13 protein-coding genes are annotated in these 20,623 nt (G+C 57.5%); 4 read left to right on the top strand and 9 right to left on the bottom strand.

What is annotated here, in order from left to right; genetic code table 11:
* Window positions 1-70: 70 nt before the first annotated feature.
* The 8 genes from HMJ29_RS14510 to HMJ29_RS14545 all read right to left on the bottom strand — a co-directional run bounded on the left by HMJ29_RS14510 (window position 71) and on the right by HMJ29_RS14545 (window position 12,592).
* Window positions 71-2,311, bottom strand: a complete 2,241-nt coding sequence (locus HMJ29_RS14510; RefSeq protein WP_171592165.1) for a tetratricopeptide repeat-containing sensor histidine kinase — start codon at window positions 2,309-2,311, stop codon at window positions 71-73.
* 26 nt (window positions 2,312-2,337) lie between these two features.
* A complete protein-coding gene (locus HMJ29_RS14515) occupies window positions 2,338-2,787 on the bottom strand; it encodes a hypothetical protein (protein WP_171592166.1) in 450 nt (149 codons plus the stop codon).
* A 254-nt stretch (window positions 2,788-3,041) separates the two neighbouring features.
* Complete coding sequence (locus tag HMJ29_RS14520; protein ID WP_171592167.1) at window positions 3,042-3,455, bottom strand: hypothetical protein; 414 nt, start codon at window positions 3,453-3,455, stop codon at window positions 3,042-3,044.
* A 324-nt stretch (window positions 3,456-3,779) separates the two neighbouring features.
* Window positions 3,780-7,229, bottom strand: coding sequence for a class I SAM-dependent DNA methyltransferase (locus HMJ29_RS14525; protein WP_171592168.1), 3,450 nt, complete (start codon window positions 7,227-7,229; stop codon window positions 3,780-3,782).
* Between the two features lie 153 nt (window positions 7,230-7,382).
* Complete coding sequence (locus HMJ29_RS14530; protein ID WP_171592169.1) at window positions 7,383-7,754, bottom strand: spore germination protein GerW family protein; 372 nt, start codon at window positions 7,752-7,754, stop codon at window positions 7,383-7,385.
* Between the two features lie 263 nt (window positions 7,755-8,017).
* On the bottom strand, window positions 8,018-8,575 hold the full coding sequence (locus tag HMJ29_RS14535) for a fasciclin domain-containing protein (RefSeq protein WP_171592170.1): 558 nt from the start codon (window positions 8,573-8,575) through the stop codon (window positions 8,018-8,020).
* Between the two features lie 118 nt (window positions 8,576-8,693).
* Window positions 8,694-10,040 (bottom strand): Na+/H+ antiporter NhaA, encoded by a 1,347-nt coding sequence (gene nhaA / locus HMJ29_RS14540; RefSeq protein WP_171592171.1) that lies wholly within the window; start codon window positions 10,038-10,040, stop codon window positions 8,694-8,696.
* A 344-nt stretch (window positions 10,041-10,384) separates the two neighbouring features.
* The gene (locus HMJ29_RS14545) at window positions 10,385-12,592 is read right to left on the bottom strand and encodes a right-handed parallel beta-helix repeat-containing protein (RefSeq protein WP_171592172.1); all 2,208 of its coding nucleotides are present in this window, start codon (window positions 12,590-12,592) and stop codon (window positions 10,385-10,387) included.
* 801 nt (window positions 12,593-13,393) lie between these two features.
* Between HMJ29_RS14545 and HMJ29_RS14550 the strand changes: the two genes are divergently transcribed.
* A complete protein-coding gene (locus HMJ29_RS14550) occupies window positions 13,394-13,909 on the top strand; it encodes a gluconokinase (RefSeq protein WP_171592173.1) in 516 nt (171 codons plus the stop codon).
* The gene (locus tag HMJ29_RS14555; protein ID WP_171592174.1) at window positions 13,906-15,234 is read left to right on the top strand and encodes a gluconate:H+ symporter; all 1,329 of its coding nucleotides are present in this window, start codon (window positions 13,906-13,908) and stop codon (window positions 15,232-15,234) included. Before HMJ29_RS14550 ends, HMJ29_RS14555 begins: the two co-directional genes overlap by 4 nt.
* A gap of 78 nt (window positions 15,235-15,312) precedes the next feature.
* Here HMJ29_RS14555 and HMJ29_RS14560 read toward each other — a convergent pair whose 3' ends face one another.
* The gene (locus HMJ29_RS14560; RefSeq protein WP_171592175.1) at window positions 15,313-16,101 is read right to left on the bottom strand and encodes an NUDIX hydrolase; all 789 of its coding nucleotides are present in this window, start codon (window positions 16,099-16,101) and stop codon (window positions 15,313-15,315) included.
* A gap of 371 nt (window positions 16,102-16,472) precedes the next feature.
* On the opposite strand from HMJ29_RS14560, the gene HMJ29_RS14565 reads away from it, so the two are divergent.
* On the top strand, window positions 16,473-18,116 hold the full coding sequence (locus HMJ29_RS14565) for a carboxylesterase/lipase family protein (protein WP_171592176.1): 1,644 nt from the start codon (window positions 16,473-16,475) through the stop codon (window positions 18,114-18,116).
* 192 nt (window positions 18,117-18,308) lie between these two features.
* On the top strand, window positions 18,309-20,585 hold the full coding sequence (locus HMJ29_RS14570) for a glycoside hydrolase family 3 C-terminal domain-containing protein (RefSeq protein WP_216634059.1): 2,277 nt from the start codon (window positions 18,309-18,311) through the stop codon (window positions 20,583-20,585).
* The last annotated feature ends 38 nt before the right edge of the window (window positions 20,586-20,623 follow it).

Below are 20,623 nucleotides of genomic sequence, written 5' to 3' on the forward strand. Positions count from 1 at the left end.
TGTTTGCACCTTGCAAACAGGCTTTTTTTATGCTTGGCGGGCGGGCTGCTGAGCTTAGGCCGGCGGCCTGCTATACCGGGGCTTTGGTTCTTTCTACGGAAGGAGTTGGGCTGGTACGCGCCGGTGTGGGTACGGTGGGCAGGCATACCACAAACTCCGTGAACTCACCCTCCCTGGTTTCAACGCTCAGCGTGCCCCGGTGCCCCTTCGTGACGATATCATAGCTCAACGACAGGCCTAGGCCAGTGCCTTCACCGGCGGGCTTGGTGGTGAAGAAGGGCTCGAATATGCGCTGCCGAACCGCCGCCGGGATGCCGTTCCCGTTGTCGCGTACCCTAAGGCGTACCGCCTTGCCGGTCTGCTCAGTCCGGATGCTGACTACCGGCTCGTAGTCTTTGCCCAGTTGCCGTTGCTTGTCGCTAACGGCATAAAAGGCATTGGTGAGCAGGTTCACCAGTACGCGGGTGAGGTCCTGGGGCACTACCTTAAGGTTGGGCAGGCCGGGGGCAAAGTGCGTATCAAGCGTGGCTTTGAAGTCTTTGTTGGTGGCTTGCCAGCTGTGGTAAGCCAGGCGCAGGCATTCCTCGGCCAGCGCGTTCAGGTCGGTGAACTGGGGCTGACCACTGCTGGCGCGGGAGTGCTCCAACATGCTTTTCACAATGCGGTCGGCGCGGCGGCCGTGCTGATGCATGCTGACCTGGTTTTGCTTGAGGTCGAGCAGCAGCTCCTCAATGGTGGCCCGGCCCTCGGGGGTAAGCGCCTCCTTGGCCAGCTCCTCCTGCAGCTCGGTGGTAAGCTCCACGCCCAGGTCAGAAAAGTTAGTGATGAAGTTGAGCGGGTTTTGAATTTCATGGGCCACCCCAGCCGTGAGCTGGCCCAGCGAGGCAAGTTTCTCGTGCTGCACCAGCTGGGCCTGAGTGGCGCGGAGTTCAATCAGGGCCTGGTCCAGGTCGTCGCGGTGAGCAGCAATCTGCTGATTGGTCTCGTTGAGGTGGCGGTTGATGCGCTGCTTCAGCAAGATGTTGCGTAGCAGCAGGCCCGCCAGCAGCAGTACCCCGGCCAAACCGGCCAGCAACGCGTACAGCTGCTGGCGCTGGCGCTCGGCGGTTTGGGCCTGCAGCTGCCGGGTTTTGTTGAGCAGCGCAATCTGGGCCTGCTTCCGGTCTAGCTCGTAGCCGTAGCGCAGGGCGCTGGTGCTGAGCTGGGTATCCTCGCCAAAAAGGGTGTCGTTGTAGGCCAGGTGCAGGGTGCGGTAGTGGTAGGCCTGCTCAAAGTGTTGCTGTTGGGCGTAGGCCTGGGCCAGGAGGTCGGTGGCGCTTCGGCTGGTGCCGTTGCTGCGGGTGTGCTGACTGAGCTGCAGGGCGTGTTGGGCCAGGCTAAGGGTACTATCGGGTTGATTTTGCAGCAGGTAGGCCCGGGCCAGCGCCAGCTCCGCCGTCGGCAGGTTAAACTCATCCTGGTTAGTGCGCACGAGCTGGCGGGCCCGCTGTCCATGAGCCAGAGCTGCGGCTGGGTCGCCCTGCAGACTGTACACTTCCGCCAGGCTCGTTTCGAAGCCGGCTTCGCCCACCTGGTCGCCGATGCGTTGGCTTAGCTCCAGGGCACGCTGGTAGTAGAGCAGGGCCTGGGGCCATTTTTTTAGCTTCTTGTAGGAGTCGCCTAAGTCGCCCAGTGCTGACAGCACCAGCTGATCGTCGCCCGTTTGTCGCCCGATTTTCAGCGACGACCTCAGCAGCGGCAGCGCCTCAGCGTAGTTGCCCAGCTGGGAATACACATTGCCCATAGTGTAGCGTAGGCGGGCGATGGTTTGGGTGTCGCTGGCACGCTCTGCCAGGGGCAGGCCTTTAAGGGCTGCCTCCAGGGCTGCTGCCGGAGCAGACTGCAACACGTATAGGGTACTAAGCTGCAACCAGGCGCGGCCTTGGCCACGGGCATCGGATAGGCGTGCGAAGAGGCGCTGGGCCTGCTGGGCACTGCGGCGCGCTGCCTCAAAGTTGTTTAAGCGGCGGTAGAGGTTACTTAGGGCCAGTAGCGCCAGGCCTTCACCGGCGGGGTCAGGCAGCTGCCGGGCCAAGGCTAGAGCCTGCTGATTGGCTTGAATGGCTTGGGGGGCATCCACCGTTTTCAGCTCCTGGCCTAGGGCCAGCAGGCGACGCACACGGGTAGTATCGGGGCGGGTAGCAGTGCGCAGCACGCGGCGCAAGCTATCGGCTGCGGGCGTTTGGGCCTTAGCAAGCAGGGGGAGCAGCAGGCCCAGGGCCAGCACCCAAAAGGCGCTATTCAGCAGCGCAGAGCATTGAGGTCTCAACATGCCGCAGGGAGGTAGCACTGAATCAGCTACCAGTTCGGGTTATGTAGTACGCCCAGGGTAGTATCGGTGCCCAGGGCCGTCTTGCTCGTGAACGTAACGCTGGCCAGTGTGAGGTGCACATGGCCTGTTTGGCTTGTCTCAGTAGCTAATACAGGAAACACGTCTATCGTTTGGAGCGGTATTTTGGGAGTGGCACCCAGGCGTATGGCAATCCGGTAGGCGTTTTCGACCAGATCAACGTCGGTGAGGTTGAGAAACAACGGCTCCGCTCGGGGGGTAAGCTGCTGGCTGTCATTCGTAGCTATTATGTGCAACTCGCCGCCATCAGGCAGCAACAGAACTGCTTCGGGTGGGCCTGCCGGGTTGGGCTCCTGGCCCAGGGCTACACTATAATACTCCACTACACTGGGCCACGTATCGGGGGGCACATAGAGGGTGAGGGTGCTGGTGGCTGACTCTGAGCTCATGGTGGCCATATGTGATAGGTAACTGGTAGTGAAAGATATAGGGTTAATATAATGTAACTTATTGGATATATAACTAGCTTATTTTTATAAGATGCAAACTGGGTAGCTGTTTGGTGCCCTACTGGCGGCAGCTCCGTTACCCAGCCCACCACAACCTCCGGCAGCAGGTAGCCTTAGCGGCACATTTACCCCCTGCTACAACAGCTATATTGCGGTTGCAGCAGGGGGCAAGGCGGCTAAGGCGTAGTACCTGGGCTTTCTGTTTACCAGTTAGGGTTATGGAGGAGGCAGTCAGTGCGCTCCTGGATGAGGGCGCAGGGGTCACCGTATCCAATAAAGGCCGTGGTAACTTCTTTACCGGCAGGGCCAACCTCCCGCGGATCTTGGATGGAATACGCCGACTTATCGCTGTTCAGAAGGTCGCGGAATAATCTTCTCAGGGTTTGCCGGCCATTGGAGCCCCGCACTATGTGGTAGTAGGGCGGCTTTGTGTCGGAGGCATCTTTTTCGTCGGCTCTGGTGAGGTGCAGCTCAAAGTCAGCGTCAGCTGATGTAAAGGCCACCGTGGAAGCGCTGCGCTCCTGTGGCTGACCATAGAGCTGGGAGTAAAACCGCACAAGCTCATCCCATTCCGAAGACGGAACAATAACTTCAACTACATCAGCAGAATTTGTCATGATAATCAGAAATAGTGTTAAATGAATATAATATATAAATTAAATGTTATAGTCGCTTTATTTTTTTTAGTACTGCTACCCTTGCCCGGCAGCACCTGGCACCAAGCCTGCTGATAAAATCAGCTGTTGCGTGGGGTGGGGCAAACGCGGCAGGCTTGGAAGAACACTGCACTAGAAACACCGCGCGTTTTGGTTAAACAGAACGGTCAGGCTACAGGAAATACTTTCGTTTCCTGTAGCCTGACCGTTTTCTGCTGTAAGCGCTCAGCTGCTTTTATCGCTCCCATGCACCCGCTGCAAGTGGTGAGCTCCAAAGCAAGTGGCCTAGGCGGCGTAGGTGTCTTCCTCGGTGCGGCGCAGGAGGCTAAGGGCCGCGAGGGTATCCAGCAGGGGCTGCACTTTCTCGGGTTTCAGGCGGCGGAAGCGGGTGGCTACCTGAGCGGCGCTGACGGGCTGGCCCGCCTGCTGCACTACATCGCGCACGGCTTGCATCTGCTGGGCCAGCTCGGCGGGCCAGGGTTGGGGGCCGGTGGCTTCCGGGGTGGCAGTGGCTTGGGCAGCCTGCGCGGCGGGCAGCTCCAGGGCCGATTGTTGCAGCTCGGGGGCCTGGTAGGCGGGGCGCAGGTACCGGATGTGGCCCTGCTGCTCCTCGCGGGCGCGCTCGTGGTTGAGGCGCACGAGGCGGGTCAGAATCTCGGCATCGGGGAGGGCGCTAGGCCACCCGTAGGCCTCAGCTACGGCGGCATCGAGCTGCTGGTGGAGGCTGAGCACCACGGAGGCCAGGCCCTGCTGGTTGATGGTTTGCTCTTTGGCGGTGGACAGGGCCGTGCCGGCGCGCAGCTTCTCCACCACGTTGTAGAGGTCGGTGAGGGTGAGGCTGGGGTGCAGGGCCTGCTGGCGCTTGCGGTGGGCGTCGAGCTGTTCGGCCAGCTCCCGGATGCGCGCCTGCTGCTCCGCCGTGGCGGCGGGGAAGGGGAACGGGTCGAAACAGCGGGTTTTGTTATATATGGGAGTATTACCACCTAAATCACCTCCTGCGGCAAGAGCCCAAATATTATGAAACTTACTTGATAGTACTCCCAGATGGTAAGCATCATTCAGCGCGAATGCTATTAGCCTATGATCAGGGATAATATTGGATTCTAAGAATTGAAAAGTTCTATGTTTAGCTGTCTCTACCGTGGCTATAAACCGTTCTGTGCCAGCTATTGCGAGTCGCAAATTATCCCTGGTTCTTGCAAATAGCCACCACTTCTCTCTTATTCCTTTATCTCTATTTGCGTCTCTTTCAGGTTTGATTTTCTCAATAATATGTTGATACACTTTGGGGAACAGATTTAATATTTGGTCTGGGTTTAAGCCAAACATATCAATGACCATCGCTCCACGAGGTGTAGAAACCAAGTCTTTCCCATTACGATAGGGTTTGATATAATCAGATAGCTTCTCAACTGAGCCTAAGCCCAGAATATTAGCTTCCTCAGGAGTGACAATGAATCCTGAGCCCGCTAACATCATACCCATGCTAGTTACACCTTCGTTTGACAGTAATGCCTGAGTTCCCGCTACATCTGCACCTACGGTTAAATCGGAATTGATTATACCAGTTGTGTCAGTCAGTTCAACATTACGAGACTCGTCATCAGAAGACTCTTCATAAGTAACAGTAGAAAGTTTTCCAGGCTGTGCCCCTGCTTGTAGACTTGTCATAGCAATACGCACAGCAGCTCCATCGGCTCCGTCTACCCAAGGATGTTCAGGAATAGCGAATGAAAAGGAAATAGGGCTTTTGTCATTATTTAGATACTGCTCAATGATTCTTCGATTAAAAATCTGTGTGATAGAATTAGTTGTAATAAACCCGAAGCGCTCAATTTGACCACCCTGAAGTAGTTTGGCAGCCTTATTCCACCAATACATCACAAAATCAGCTGAATCAGGTACTTGACCCTTATAAGCTTTCCGTAAAGCCTCCGTATAACCATCTCCTAAAGCTTCACGCATCCTTAGCTTTCCAATAAACGGCGGGTTGCCGACGATAAAATCGGCGGTAGGCCACTCGGCGGGCTTGGGGTTGGGGTAGTCGAGGACGGGCGTGCGGGCGGTTTCGTCGGGGACGGGCTGGCCGGTGGCGGGGTGCAGGCGCGTGGTGCCGTCCCAGCGCGTGACGGGGTGGCCCAGGGCATCGAGACGGGGCACGGGCGCATCGTGTTGCAGGGCGGCATCCTGCTGGCGGATGTTCTGGTACTCATCCAGCAGGGGCTCGCGCAGCTCGGAGGGGCCGTAGGTGCGCAGGTGCCATTGCAGGTAGCCGATGCGCAGCACCACGTCGGCAATGGCGGCGGCGCGCGGGTTCAGCTCCAGGCCCAGCAGCTGGTGGGGGCTCACGGTGGTGCCGCCGCCCAGCTCCAGCAGGCCCGTGTGGCCGTAGCTGTTGATGGCGGCCAGCACCTCGCCCTCCAGGCGCTTGAGGTGCTCCAGCGTGACGTACAGGAAGTTGCCGGAGCCGCAGGCGGGGTCGAGGATGCGGATGGAGGTGAGGCGGCTCAGGAAGCGCACCAGCTCCTGGCGGGCTTCTTTGGGGTTGCCTTCTTCGAGGCGGCGGGCCCCGGCGGCCTGGGCGGCGGCCCACTCGCGGCGGAGCGGCTCCAGCACCGTGGGCAGCACCAGGCGCTCTACGTAGCGGCGCGGGGTGTAGTGGGCGCCCAGGCTGTGGCGCTCCTTGGGGTCGAGGGCGCGCTCCAGCAGCGTGCCAAAAATGGCCGGCTCCACCTCCGTCCAGTCGGCGCGGGCCGATTGCAGCAGCAGCTCGGCCTGGTCGGCGGTGAGGGGCAGGGCGGTGGCATCGTGGAAGAGCTTGCCGTTGAAGCGGCGCAGGCGGGCCTTGAGGTCGGAGGAGAACCCGCCCGTGTCCATGGTGCGCCAGAGGCCCTGGAGAGCATCGGGCAGAAACTCCAGCAGCTCGGGGGTGCGGTACTGGCCTAGCATGCCCGTGAAGGAGGTTTTCGGGATGAGGCCCACATCCTCGGAGAACATGGTAAACAGGCAGCGCATCAGGAACTGCGCTACCACCTCGGGGGCGTGGCGGGCGCGCTCCAGCTGCTCCGAGAGCTTGGCCAGGCGGGCGGCCAGCTCCCGCGTCACGCGGGCGGCGCGGCGGCTGGGGTCCAGCTCACGCGGGGCCAGAAACACCTGCCGCAGCATGGCCCGCGTGCCCTCATCGGCCAGCGCCGACAGCGGCAGCCGGAACCGGGTCTGGTCGGGGAAGGGCACAAACGAATCACCGACGCCGGCAAAGTTGCTGTACACATCGAGGCAGTAGCCCACGTCGGCCACCAGCACAAAGAGGGGCCTGGGCTCCTCGGCGGGCAGGGCGCGCACGTACCCGAGGGCCTGCTGGCGGGCGGCCTGCATCATTTCGGCCCACTTGGCCGAGCCCCGCACGGCGTGGCCCTTGCGGCGCTTCTCGCTGGGCAGGCCCAGCTCGGCGCGGTTGAGGCGCTGCTGCTGATCGGGGGTGTCGGTGCCCTGCTTGGTTTCCAGCACAAAGCAGCCGCGCTTATAGAGGTCAATGCGGCCGGTGCTTTTCTTCTGGCCATCATTGAACTGCACGGCGCGCTCCAGCACGTATTGGTCTTGGGCGGGCGAGTCGGTGGTGGGGTCGGGGCGGGGTACTTCCAGCAGGTCGCAGAGGTCTTGCAGAAACAGGCCGTAGTTGGCCCGCTCCGCGCCGCCGGCGGGCTTCCAGCGGGCTTCAAATTCGGGGTAAGTCACTGGGTAGGATAGCTGGGTAGATATTGAGTGGGGAAGATAAGTGGCCTAGGTGGATATAGTATAGAGAAAGTGGCCTAAAACCTAAAAACTAACGCCAGTGCTCCTCTCTGGAAGGAGGGGCACTGGCGTTGGTTTTGGGTATGAGTTGACTACTTACCGGTTACGGCGAAGCAGCTTGGGCACGTTGCGCAGCAGTAGCAGGGCCACCAGGCCACTCACGGCCACAAGCGGCACCACTGAGCCCCGGATGGGCCGGAAGCGCGACTTGCCATTGGCTATTTCGATGTAGCCAATAGGTGTGAGAACCACGCCGGCGCCTCCGCCGGAGCCCTCGCCCTCGTTGGCCTTGGCGCCGCCCCCGCCCCCAAAGCCGTAGATGGACCGCGCCACGGGAATAACCGTGATGCCATCGCGCTCAGTGGGAGTGCCATAAATGGTTTGGGCGGTGGCAGAGAGGCCTAGCTGCCGGGCCAGGCGCTCTACCAGGGATGATGAGGGAGTTGCCGCAGAGGAAGGCGTTTGCATAAGATGGAAATAAGGAAGGCACAGGGTAGCTGCTCCGGCAAGAACCCGGCAGCAGTTGCCCCGGCCGCGCTCCAGCTGCCTGCCAATGTAGGCCACGGCAGGCAGTACACCTGGTGCCTGATGGGGTACCGGATTGCCGGGGCAGGCGCACGCTCACGCCGCTCAGGCAACACTAGTGTTGTAGGCTGTTTCCTGGGTGGCCTGGCGCGGTTGGAGCAAGGCCTGGGCAAGTACCCGGAGAGAATACGGAAGGAAGCGTGTGGCTATTTGGTAGGCGCAGTGAGGCTGGTGGGCATCAGCACCGTATCAATGGAATGAATTACCCCATTCTCGGCTACTATGTCGTCGTTGACGACGGTAGTGGTCATGCCTTTGGCGTCTTTGAGCATAATGGTGCTGCCCCGGCGCATAACGGTGAGCTTTTCGCCCTGCACGGTCTGGAGTTGCATGCCGTCTTTGAGGTTGGCGGCCAGGTAGCTGCCGGGCACTACGTGATACGCAATCAGGGCGGTGAGCTGGCCTTTATTAGCGGGCTTCAGCAACTCATCGAGCCGGCCAGCGGGCAGCTTCTCGAAGGCCGCGTTGGTGGGGGCAAACACCGTGTATTTGGTAGAGCCTGTAGCGGCTCCTTCCAGGCCGGCAGCTTTCACCGCCTGCATAAGCGTGGTGTGGTTAGGAGAAAGCCGCGACATGCCCAGCAGGTTGCCGTTAGCCTTGGCCGTTACCGGGTCGCCGGTTTGGGCCGAGGCCGTTGAAACGCCGGCACCTGCCAGCAGAAAGCCACAAAAGAGTACGGAGAGAATGGTTTTGTTATGCGCCATGCCTGTGTAAATAAGTGGTTAACAAATAAGTTATTACGCAGAGGCAACTGTTGGGTTATACCTGGCCTGGAGGTGCTGGGGTAGGCGGCAGGGTCTACCCCTCGTGGGGCCCAGTCCGCTACGTAGCGGGCGGTACATGGGGTGGGGGCGAAGGCGGCATAGGGGTAGTTTGCAGCAGCAGAAAGCCCAGCGCACCCGCCACCAGTGAAGCCAGCAGAATAGCGGTTTTAGCCACCGCCTCTCCCTCAGAACCTTCGCCCAGGGCCAGCAGCGTAATAAAGATTGACATGGTGAAGCCAATGCCGGCCAGCACGCCGGCGCCCCACAAGTGGCGCCAGGTTACACCCACTGGCAGCGTGGCCCAGCCCAACTTCACGGTGGCCCAGGCCAGTAGGCCTATGCCCAGGGGCTTGCCCACCACCAGGCCCACCAGAATGCCCAGGCCCAACGGCGAAAACAGCTGCTCAAACACCGCGGGCTCAATGACCAGGCTGGTGTTGGCAAAGGCAAACAGCGGGATGATGCCGAACGCCACCAACCCGTGCAGGCGCTGCTCCAGGCGCTGAGCCGGCGAGCTAACGGCTTCGGCCAGGGCTTCCAGCTCCTCACTGATGGTGCGGGGATCAGTTTCGTGAGTGTGTGCCTCTTGCTGCAGGAAGGCCAGCCGCCGCTCAATCAGGTGAAACAGTACCGGCCGGGTATGCCCAATGCGCAACGGAATGGTAACCGCCAGCAGCACGCCCGCCAGCGTGGCATGCACCCCTGATTGCAGCGTAAAGTACCAAAGGGCAACCCCCAGGGGCAGGTAAAACCACAAGCTGCGCCCACCCAGCACGTTAATAAACCACAGGGCCGACCAGGCCCCAAAGGCCATGAACAGGTAGGAGAGTTGCAGTTCCTGGGTGTAGAAACCCGCAATAACCAGCACGGCCCCCAGGTCATCAACAATGGCCAAAGCCGTGAGAAACACTTTGAGGGCCAGGGGTACACGCGGCCCCAACAGCTGCAGTACAGCCAGGGCAAAGGCAATGTCGGTAGCCATGGGAATGCCCCACCCGTTGGCAGTGGGCTGGCCCTGGTTGAAATAGGTATAGAGCAAAGCCGGCACCACCATACCGCCCAAGGCCCCCGCAATGGGCAGGGCAGCTTTCTGGAATGAGGCTAACTCTCCTTCCAGTACCTCCCGCTTGATTTCAAGCCCCACAATCAGGAAAAACACCGCCATCAGGCCGTCGTTGATCCAGTGCAGCAGACTCTTATTCAGAGTAAAGTTGTTGATGCCAATTTGCAGGTGCTCTTCCCAGATACCCGGGAAATAGTTGGCTACGCCGCCTTTCAGGTTGGCTAGCACCAAGGCCAGCACGCTGCTAAGAAGCAGCATAATACCGCCGGCCGCTTCCCGCCGGAAAAACTCCGTGAAAGGCCGCACCAGGGGCCGTACAAAATCACCAACTACTACTGTCATTTTTCTGATTAGAGGCTGAACATTCAACAGCTCCGCAAAGCTACTGCCCTAAGTAGGCAGGCACTTTCGTAGGCTAAACCGCCATTTTCAGCAAATAAACGAAAGCCAGCGAGCTGCCCCTGACAGGGGCATACGAGGAGAAAGGCCAAAACGCTGGCCCAGACCTCAGATTGAACTCAGATCTGAATGCTGAACTACCAGCACCAGTAAGCCCTGGTTGTAGCTAATAGCCCTATGCTCTGAGCAATAGTGTATAGAGCATAGGCCACTCCCACCACACCAGAGCCCACCGTTTCTACCACGAAAGCGACAGAAGCGGTGGGCTCTGGTGTGGTGGGAGTGGCCTATTCTACTACCATGCGGGCGTGAAACTTCTGCTGCCCATTCTGCATGGTTAGCAGGTAGGTACCAGCAGGTAGTTGCGCCGGGAGGCGCACTGCTGTTGGGGTAGAGGCGGCGGTAAGCTGGGTACGGAGCGATACCTGCCCGGTTAGGCTGGTGATGGTTAGCTGAGTGCTTTGACCCGACCATGCCGCCAGATCCAGGAACAACTCCTGCCCGCGTTTTACCGGGTTGGGGAACACGCTTAGCTCCTGTTTACCAATGGTGTTGGGGGTAACTACGGCCACCGTGCTATAGTGCGCCGAGCCATCGTGGTCGGTTTGGCGCAAGCGATAGTACGCGGTTTGAGCAAATGGCTGCACGTCGTCCCAGGTGTAGGTACGGCCAATGGCGCTGTTACCTGCAGCCGCAACCTTCCCCAAGGTTACAAAGGCCTTACCATCTGTGGAGCGCTGAATTTCAAAGAAAGCGCTGTTGCGCTCCGTTGCGGTTGTCCAGTGCAGCCCCACCCGGTTGTTCTTGTATTGGGCATAAAAGCTAACCAGCTCCACCGGAAGGGGGGTGCCGCCACTACCACCCTGCGCCCCAATGTTGGCCCTAGCGCCTCCCGACGGAATCGGAAACCCAAACAGGTCGTGGGTGCCAGGAGAGATGCCGAACCGTGCTTTCAGGTCCAGTCCGGCCCCAACCAGTGGTGAGGACGCCTGCAGCTGATAGGCTTTCCAGGCACTAATAGGCTTATCAGGCCCCCAAGGGCCAGTACCACCCTGGCCCGGAGCCGTCAATTTAGGATCAGCTACCAAACCAGTGGGGGCACCGTCAAGCATTTCTGCTCCTGTATTGGCGCGCCACTGCTCCATACTGGTGTAAGTAGAGGAAAAGTGCCGCCATTCCGCAGGAGCCCCACTGCTCCAGTAGCAGTTACCCTGGAATGTGACCGAACCGCTAACATCATTCAGAAACGGTAAGCCTGCGGTGGTTTGAAATACATTATTGCGGAGTGCTACGTTTTCTATGCCACCACTACCTACATCAACTGCTTGCGGTATGTACCCGCCGGGAGTTGGAGATAGGAAAACAGTGTTATTATAGATATTAGCGTTTCTGATGCCCCCGCCTGCACCTGAAGACCACAACGTGATACTACCTCTATAGCGGCGAGCATCATTTTCACTGACATTATACCGGATAGTCAGGTTTTCAAGAGCTATCGGTGCCCCAGCATATTGGGCCAACATGAGGCCCGGACCCGCATTGTCGTGCGAGTAGTTGTATTGTAGCGTAGAGTTCGTGCAGCCCCCATCCAGGTCGAACCCACCTCCATCAAGCGTGGCGGAGCTATTGTTGTATGACTCAGAGTATTGAATAATCAGGTTGTTGCAGGCATACGCCCATATACCTGCTGGGCCCGAATTCGCATGACTACTAAGCCAGCCGTTATTATAAGCTGCGCAGTACTCAACCAGGGCACCATCTACATTGGCCAGCACAATACCACTTCCCGTATTTCGGTCCTGGATGTACGTAGCCCCAGAATTATTGTACGACTTACAGTTTGCTATATACCAGTTCCGGTGCGCGTGGAGGGTAGCTCCATAAGAGAATATACCGGTGTCGCCGTTATCATGGGTTGCCGTATTTGTAATGCGCACATCATCGTAGCCATATGTGTTGCGCCAGTAGTCCGCTGTGGCGCTGTTGCTGCCTATTATAATGCCATACCGCTTATACCCGCTGACGTCCAGGCTGTCAAGGATAATGTGCTGTAGCTGAGTCGTTATTTTTTCATCGTCACGGTAAAAGAACACCCCGCCGGTTGCATTAACCTCGCGGCCATTGCCCATAAACTTTAGGCGCCGGATTTCGAGTGCGTCCTGGTTTTGCGCTATAAAACCCCAATAATTACCGCTGTTAATGGTGGCTGTACCCGGTCCAAACGAGCTATAAATAATAGGTTGGGTTGCTGTACCACTATTTTGAGCGCCAATAGTGCCCTCAAATGTTTGAGCACCATTAAATAAAACCCGGTCTCCAGGCTTTAACATCACTTGGTTTACTCGCTCAATACTCTGCCAGGCAGTAGCTACTGAAGTTCCTGGGTTCGTGTCGTTTCCGCTGTTGCTAACATAGTAGGTCGTAGCCAGCACAGAATGACCAACGCCCAGATAGCAGCCCGCAAACAAAATGAGAGATAGAAGATATTTTCTCATGGTAATGTTTTAAGAATAAATTGACTAACGTACAAAGGTATATTATAGTTTTTATAAAAATCGTATAATATATACAAATTATCGCAAGGCCATATGAGGTCAGCGTCTTACTGAGCATAATCAACGAGGTCAGGAAGCGGTGGTGGCGGTGTAATTACTTATTGTACTGGTATTTAAGACTATAATAGAACCTGAATAATCGTTCTGGTAAGACAAGGCTGAATCAATCTTGCCTTCATATTGAAGGTATCATGAAGCTCTAATAAGGACTCTTTGCTTGTTGCTTAGTTAAGTACCGGTATAGAATTTATCTCAGGTGAGGGCACATGCTGAGTGCAGCGTATTAAGCCATTGTTTCACAGATAATTGCAATAATAGACATTAGCATATATTAGGTGTCTGGGCATTAGTAAGGCACGCTAAAGCTGCAGACAAGAGTTGCTTGGAAGTATGGGTAGCAGCCCACTTCAGCAAGATGCTTGCCCTAAGTCAACTACTACCCGTCTATCGAGCTTTGCTTACAGAGCAAGTACTTCGTATAGCTTCAGTTTGCAACTATACCAGCGGGCCTGCCAACGCCGTGCAATACTGTATGTATGGTAAAATACTGGCCAACTCGTCCGTTAAAGGGTTTCTTGCAGTATACTGGTTGGAGAATGGCTTGCGTAAGCCATCCAGGCTCTGAAGCGTATGGGAGTTTGTTGATTTAACATGGCTCGGCAATACGCATTGGGCAGTTGCATCAAACTCCTGCATATTCAGCTCACTAACTGCTCTGATTTCACTTCTATCTAGTTAAGCATGCAAGACAATACGGTATATGTTGTAATGGGCGTATCGGGGAGCGGTAAAACCACTGTTGGCCGCCTGCTAGCTGAACGACTTTCCCTACCCTTTTACGATGCTGACGATTTTCACTCAGAGGCGAACATTGCCAAAATGCGGGGTGGTACGCCGCTTACCGATGAAGACCGTAGGGGGTGGCTGAATCAGCTGGCGGCGGGTGTGAAAAAGTGGAGCCAGGCGAACGGGGCAGTGCTGGCCTGCTCTGCCCTTAAGGAGAAATACCGGCAGCAATTCAATGAGGCGGCCACTCACCCCATTCGGTGGGTGTTTCTGGATGGCTCGGAGGAGTTGCTCAGTGAGCGGCTGCGGACACGTACGGGCCATTATATGACCCAGCAGATGCTGGCGTCGCAGCTGGCTACGCTGGAGCGCCCCGCGTATGGGTTACGGCTGACGCTCTCGCAGCAGCTCAGCCCCCAAGACCTGGTAGAGCAAGTAATAGCAGCTGATTCAGCGGAACGGCTCGCATGACACTACTCATCGTTTTACTGGCAGTGCTAGCCCTGATTGGGCTTATCAGCTGGGGCAAGGTGAATGCGTTTCTAGCGTTTCTGTTGGTTACGCTGGGGACTGGCCTAGCCCTGGGCCTAACTGGGGGTGAGCTGATGGGCGCCATCTCCAAAGGCCTCGGCGATACGCTGGGCTCGGTGCTGATTGTAATTGTGCTGGGGGCCATGCTGGGCAAAATAGTGGCCGATAGCGGAGCCGCCCAACAGATTGCGGCTGTTCTGATCGAGGTTTTCGGCACCCGCTATATTCAGTGGACGATGATGATAACGGGCTTTATCATTGGTATTCCGCTGTTTTACAACGTGGGCTTTGTCCTGATGATCCCGCTGATTTTCTCCGTGGTATACAAGTACCGGCTGCCCGCCGTGTACGTAGGCCTGCCCATGCTGGCGGCCCTCTCGGTGATGCACGGCTTTCTGCCCCCGCACCCGTCACCTACGGCGCTGGTGGCCCAGTTTCAGGCCAGCATTGGGCTCACCTTCCTGTATGGGCTGCTGATTGCTATTCCGGCGGTTATTCTGGCAGGCCCGGTGTACGGCCTCACGCTGCGCGGTATAGTATCGGTGCCCCTGGCCAGCTTTGTATCGGAGACCCTGCCTGAGAATGCATTGCCGGGCCGCGTCAATAGCTTTATTTCATCGTTGCTGCCCGTGTTGCTGCTGGCAGTTGTGCTTGGGCTGCAAGCTCTGTTGCCGCCGGGCGGGCCATTAAGCCCAGCGCTGACTTTTCTGGCTGAACCCTCGGTGGTGATGCTGGCATCATTGCTGGTGGCCACCTTCACGCTGGGAACTGGCCTAGGCAGGCCCATGAGTAGCGTGATGGATGCGTATGCAAGCTCGGTGAAGGATGTAGCCCTCATCTTGCTCATCATTGGGGGCGCGGGGGCCCTTAAGGAGGTGCTGGTAGCCAGCGGAGTAAGCCACGAAATAGCCCAGAGCCTCCAGCATACCGGCTTGCCGCCCTTGCTGCTGGGCTGGCTGATTGCCGCGGCCATCCGGGTGTGCCTGGGCTCGGCCACCATTGCCGGCCTAACGGCAGCGGGAGTAATGCTGCCTACCATGGCGCTGTCACACACCAACCCCAACCTGATGGTGCTGTCCATTGGGGCCGGCAGCCTGTTGCTCTCGCACTTCAACGATGCTGGTTTTTGGCTGTTCAAGGAGTATTTCAACCTTTCTGCCAAAGACACGCTGCGCTCCTGGACTATGATGGAGACTATTGTGTCGGTGGTGGGGCTGGGAGGGGTGCTACTCCTGGATTGGGCCCTGCCGCTGCTAGGCCACTAAACGGGTGGGAGAAAGGCCGTCAACTGAATAACCCAACTACCAGGTTACCGGAGTGCTTCGCCTAGGCTACCTGCTGGCTTACTGCGCCAGCACGGCCCCTTCTTCCAGGGCCTTTTGGTAGTTCTCAGGGTCAAACTCATATAAGTAAGGAGAGCGGTGCGGCCCAATTTTGCGCCGCTCTTCCAGCTGCCGGATGAGGCCCAGCGTGAGGAGTTTTTTGCGGAAGTTGCGGCGGTCGAACTGCCGGCCGAGAATGGCTTCGTAGAGGGCGTGAATTTCGGGGAGAGTAAATTTCTCGGCCAGTAGGTTGTAGCCAATGGGCTGCTGGTAAAGCTGCGCCCGCAGGGTCATGAGGGCCTTCTGCACAATTTCATTGTGGTCGAAATCCAGCGCCGGCACGTCGGTTACCTCCTGCCAGCAGTAGGCATCCACAAGCAAATCGGGGGTCACAACTACGTTCAGGTAGTCAACCAGGGCATAGTAGCCAATAGAAAGTGTGCGTTCAGAAAGCCAATGGTTTTCCCCAAGTGCTACTCCCACTTTGGCGTAAGTGGTGTTGTGGGTATCGTGCGTTTCAATTCTGTTCATGCGGGTGGCACTGTCGCCGAACACGTAAAACTGCTGCAGGAACAGGTTTGAGAGCTGCGTTTTTTCGGCGAGGATGCGGTGGGCCGACTGTGTTAGTGTTTCGTTGCGGGCAATGTAGCCGCCCGGCAAGCTCCATTTCTCGTGGCCATGGTGCCGGATCAGCAAAATTTTCAGCTGATGGGCATGGTAGCCAAATATCACACAGTCAATAGAAAGGTGGGGTAAATAGTGCTGATGCCCATTATGAACAAAGTCCAGTACTTCTTGGCGGGTATTCATGGGTGAACTTTAAGTAGTGCAGAAGGTAGCTATTAGCTGAAGCATTACCTCCGTATTCCAGCATAATACAAGGAATATTTGATCCTTGAGTAAGTAGGCAGGTTCCTGATTAAACGGCAGAATGATGGGCTGGGCGAGCTGCAAGTGGGAGGCTGCGTTACACTCGTTTGCACTACCAGCTGAACTGGATTCTCAATTTCATCCAAACTGCCCCCAACCCAGAGCGCTTTTAGCTTGTAGCAGCTACTCTATCTCATCTTAAAGTATGAGCCTGGGTTGTTACCTTACTGCACAAGTAAATCTGGGAATTAGAGGGTAGCGGTGCGTCTTTTAGGGGTGCTTCACCGTATTTGTCTACATATCTGTTTAGCATGAAAATATCCTTGATTCTGTTGCTGCTCACGGTGCAGCTGGTGCCAATGGCGGGTGCCCAATCAAAAAAAGCATCTGGCAGTGGCCTAGCCGCCAACCGGGTGCAGGTGGCTACTGGCCTACTGGAAGGCACCACGGCTGCCAGCGGAATTCATGAGTTTAAAGGCGTGCCCTTTGCTGCCCCGCCCGTTGGGCAGTTCCGGTGGCGCGCTCCGCAGCCCATGCCGCACTGGGCAGGCGTGCGCCAAACCAAGCAGTTTGGCCCCCGGGCCATGCAGCTCCCGCTGTTTGGCGACATGAACTTCCGCTCCAACGGCGTAAGCGAAGATTGCCTTTACCTGAACGTCTGGACGCCCGCCAAGTCAGGGCAGGAGCGGCTGCCGGTGCTGGTATATTTTTACGGGGGCGGCTTTGTGGCCGGTGATGGCTCTGAGCCGCGCTATGATGGCGAGAGCATGGCTAAGCGCGGAATTGTGGCCGTAACGGTAAACTACCGCCTCGGGGTGTTCGGGTTCATGGCTCACCCGGAGCTCACGCAGGAGTCGCCGAACAAGGCCTCCGGCAACTATGGGTTCCTCGATCAGAGCGCCGCCCTACGCTGGGTGCAGCAAAACATAGCGGCGTTTGGCGGCGACCCTAAGCGCGTAACTATTGCGGGCGAGTCGGCGGGCTCAATGTCGGTGAGTGCCCAAATGGTTTCGCCGCTATCTAAAAACCTATTTGCTGGGGCCATTGGCGAAAGTGGCTCCATGCTCAATACGGGTTTCGGCCCCCTGCCCTTAGCGGAGGGCGAGAAGAACGGGGTAGCATTTGCTACTGGCCTAGGAGCCACCACCCTGGCAGCGTTGCGAGCCATACCGGCCCAGCAGCTGTTAGAGGCGGCTGGCAAGCCGGGCACCCCACGCTTTGCGCCTACTATTGATGGGTACTTTTTCACGGAGAAGCCTACGGCCACCTTTGTTGCGGGGCAGCAGGCGCACGTGCCGCTGCTAGTGGGCTGGAACTCCCAGGAAATGGGCTACCAAGCCCTGCTAGGCCAGGAGGCACCCACCCCGGAGAGCTTCCGCAACGCCGTAACCAAGCTCTATGGTGATAAGGCCGAAGCAGTGTTAAAGCAGTACCCTGCCACCACTGCCCAAGAAGCGGAGCAGGCTGCTACTGATCTGGCCAGCGACCGGTTTATTGCCTACAGCACCTGGAAGTGGGCCGATATGCACAGCCAGACCGGCGGGCAGCCCGTGTACCGTTACCTCTACGCCCGGCCCCGCCCAGCCATGACTCCCGAAATGGGCAACGCTACGGCAGGCCTTGCCGGGGGCGTAATAAAGCAATCAGATTCGGCCCCGAAGGCGCCGACCGCGCGTGGCGCAGTGCACTCAGCTGAGATTGAGTATGCCCTCGGCAATCTAGCCACCAACAAGGTATACGCCTGGACACCGGACGATTACAAAGTCTCAGACACGATGCAGCGCTACTTTGCCAACTTCATCAAGACCGGTAACCCCAATGGCAGTGGCCTACCCAAATGGCCTGCTGCCACCGGAACACCTGTGCCGGTACTGCACCTGGATGTAAATACCCGCGTGGAGCCTGACACGCACCGGGCCCGCTACGAGTTCCTGGATCAGCAGGCGGCTAAGTAGCTCCCTGAAGGCGCGCATCGCTTAACGGCTGGGCAACCCGTTTCCTCGCAATTTTCGGGGCGCAGGGGTGTAGGCTTAGCTGCTAGGTCACTTGAACAAGTACTTATCTGTTACTGCGTAGGGAAGTAGCCCGGGCAAACGCTCCGGGCGCATTCAGCTGACCTACGTTTTCCACTCTCTTATATCTTCTGCATGTCCTACCCATCTGTACGAGTAACCGCGTTTCTGGGCACTACCCTGGTTTATGCCATGACCAGCCTGTGTGCAGCGCAAACCAAGTCAGCCTCCAGCAAAAACACTTCCACCAGCCAAAACAAGCAAGCTGCTCTAACCACCAACGATGCTAAAATCAATGCGCTCATCAAGAAGATGACGCTGGAAGAAAAGGTCTCGATGATACACGCCAACTCGGCGTTTGCCGCCGGTGGCATTAAGCGCTTGGGTATTCCGGAGGTCATGACCTCTGATGGTCCGCATGGAGTACGCTCAGAACAAGGCCGCGACTGGAAAGGCGTGAAAGGCGCCAACGATGCCGGCACCTACATGCCCACTAACAACACGCTGGCCTCTACCTGGAATCCGGCCCTGGGCTACGCCTATGGTACTGTGCTGGGCAGTGAGGCCAATTTCCGGGGTAAAGACATCATTCTGGGTCCGGGCATCAACATTGTGCGGGCTCCGCTGAACGGGCGCAACTTTGAGTACATGAGTGAAGACCCCTACCTGATTTCCAAGATGGTGGTGGGCTATATTAAAGGGGTGCAAGACCAGGGCGTGGCCGCCTGCGTGAAGCACTACGCAGCCAACAACCAGGAGGAGCACCGCAATGATATTGATGTGAACATGAGCGAGCGGGCTCTGCGCGAGATATATCTGCCGGGCTTTAAGGCCGCCGTGCAGCAGGGCGGGGTGTATACTCTCATGGGCTCCTACAACAAGTTCCGGGGGCAGTACGCCACCGAGAATGCCTATCTCATGAACACAATTCTCAAAGGAGAGTGGGGGTTTAAAGGTTTGGTAATAAGCGACTGGGGCTCGGTGCACAACACGCAGGATGCCCTGCGCAATGGCACCGACCTGGAGATGGGCACCGACCTGTCCTTGATGTACAGCAACGTAGACCAAAGCGCCGCCGCTGGTGGCCCGTCGGCTTCTCAGTCGCTGTATGACCGGTTCTTCCTCGCTGATGCGGCCCTGGAAGCTATAAAGAAAGACAAGACCCTGGAGCCACTGCTGGATGATAAAGTACGGCGCATTCTGCGGGTAATGTATGCCACTAACATGCTGGATGGTGCCAAGCGCAAGCCCGGAGCTTATAACACCAAAGAGCACCAAGCCACTGCCCTGAAGGTAGCCGAAGAAGGTATTGTGCTGCTGAAAAACGAGGGCAACCTACTGCCCCTCAGCAAAACGGTGAAGAGCATTGCCGTTATCGGCCAGAACGCTACCCGCGAGAATTCCCTGGGCGGAGGCAGTGCGCAGGTAAAGGCCAAGTATGAGATTACGCCATTGCAGGGCCTCAAAAATGAGCTGGGCAACCAGGTAAACATCACTTATGCGCAGGGCTATAAAATTGCCCGCAACCAAAAGGCCGACCCGCAGATGATTGCCGAGGCCGTGGCTGCTGCCAAAGCGGCCGACGTGGTAGTGTATGTGGGCGGCTCAACGCACGGCTATGACTACACTAAGTGGAGCGACAACGCCTACGATGCCGAAGGCTTCGATAAGCCCGATATGAACATGCCTTTCGGGCAGGATGAGCTGATTCAGGCCGTTCTTAAGGCTAACCCCAACACCGTGGTAGTGCTTATGGGCGGAGGCCCCATCGACGTATCGGCGTGGGCTGGGCAAACCAAGAGCATTGTGGAGGCCTGGTACCCCGGCATGGAGGGCGGCAACGCCATTGCCCACGTGCTGTTCGGCGACGTAAACCCCTCGGGCAAATTGCCCTTTACGTTCCCCGTAAAGCTGGAAGACTCCCCGGCGCAAAAGCTGGGGGAGTACCCCAGCACGCCCGGCAACCCGCTGAAGCAGACCTACAAGGAGGATATCTTTGTGGGCTACCGCTACTTTGACACCTACAATGTGGCCCCGCAGTTTGCTTTTGGTCACGGCCTCAGCTACACCACGTTCAAATACAGTGGCCTAACCGTAACGCCTGGCAGCAAAAGCGCTACGGTGAAGCTCACTGTGAGCAACAACGGTAAAACCGCTGGCGCCGAAGTGGTACAGGTATACGTGAAAGACGAAAAAGCCAGCGTAAAGCGCCCCGAGAAGGAGCTGAAGGGCTTCGAGAAGGTATTTCTGAAGCCCGGCGAGTCGAAGGTGGTAACCCTGACGCTGGACCAGAACGCCTTTCAGTACTACGATGAAGGCAAAAAGCAATGGGTGCTGGAGCCCGGCAAGTTCGACGTGCTGGTGGGCAGCTCCTCCCGCGATATCCGCCTGACCGGCAACGTGACGCTCTAAAGCGCAGCTGGTTGAATGCAAACAAAAAGGGTGGCCTA

The organism is Hymenobacter taeanensis, from assembly GCF_013137895.1.
GTDB lineage: Bacteria > Bacteroidota > Bacteroidia > Cytophagales > Hymenobacteraceae > Hymenobacter > Hymenobacter taeanensis.

Bases quoted from the DNA above. Each gene is read 5' to 3' on its own strand.
- HMJ29_RS14510 (WP_171592165.1), bottom strand. From the start codon at position 2,311: ATGTTGAGACCTCAATGCTCTGCGCTGCTGAATAGCGCCTTTTGGGTG.
- HMJ29_RS14515 (WP_171592166.1), bottom strand. From the start codon at position 2,787: ATGGCCACCATGAGCTCAGAGTCAGCCACCAGCACCCTCACCCTCTAT.
- HMJ29_RS14520 (WP_171592167.1), bottom strand. From the start codon at position 3,455: ATGACAAATTCTGCTGATGTAGTTGAAGTTATTGTTCCGTCTTCGGAA.
- HMJ29_RS14530 (WP_171592169.1), bottom strand. From the start codon at position 7,754: ATGCAAACGCCTTCCTCTGCGGCAACTCCCTCATCATCCCTGGTAGAG.
- HMJ29_RS14535 (WP_171592170.1), bottom strand. From the start codon at position 8,575: ATGGCGCATAACAAAACCATTCTCTCCGTACTCTTTTGTGGCTTTCTG.
- nhaA (WP_171592171.1), bottom strand. From the start codon at position 10,040: ATGACAGTAGTAGTTGGTGATTTTGTACGGCCCCTGGTGCGGCCTTTC.
- HMJ29_RS14545 (WP_171592172.1), bottom strand. From the start codon at position 12,592: ATGAGAAAATATCTTCTATCTCTCATTTTGTTTGCGGGCTGCTATCTG.
- HMJ29_RS14550 (WP_171592173.1), top strand. From the start codon at position 13,394: ATGCAAGACAATACGGTATATGTTGTAATGGGCGTATCGGGGAGCGGT.
- HMJ29_RS14555 (WP_171592174.1), top strand. From the start codon at position 13,906: ATGACACTACTCATCGTTTTACTGGCAGTGCTAGCCCTGATTGGGCTT.
- HMJ29_RS14560 (WP_171592175.1), bottom strand. From the start codon at position 16,101: ATGAATACCCGCCAAGAAGTACTGGACTTTGTTCATAATGGGCATCAG.
- HMJ29_RS14565 (WP_171592176.1), top strand. From the start codon at position 16,473: ATGAAAATATCCTTGATTCTGTTGCTGCTCACGGTGCAGCTGGTGCCA.
- HMJ29_RS14570 (WP_216634059.1), top strand. From the start codon at position 18,309: ATGTCCTACCCATCTGTACGAGTAACCGCGTTTCTGGGCACTACCCTG.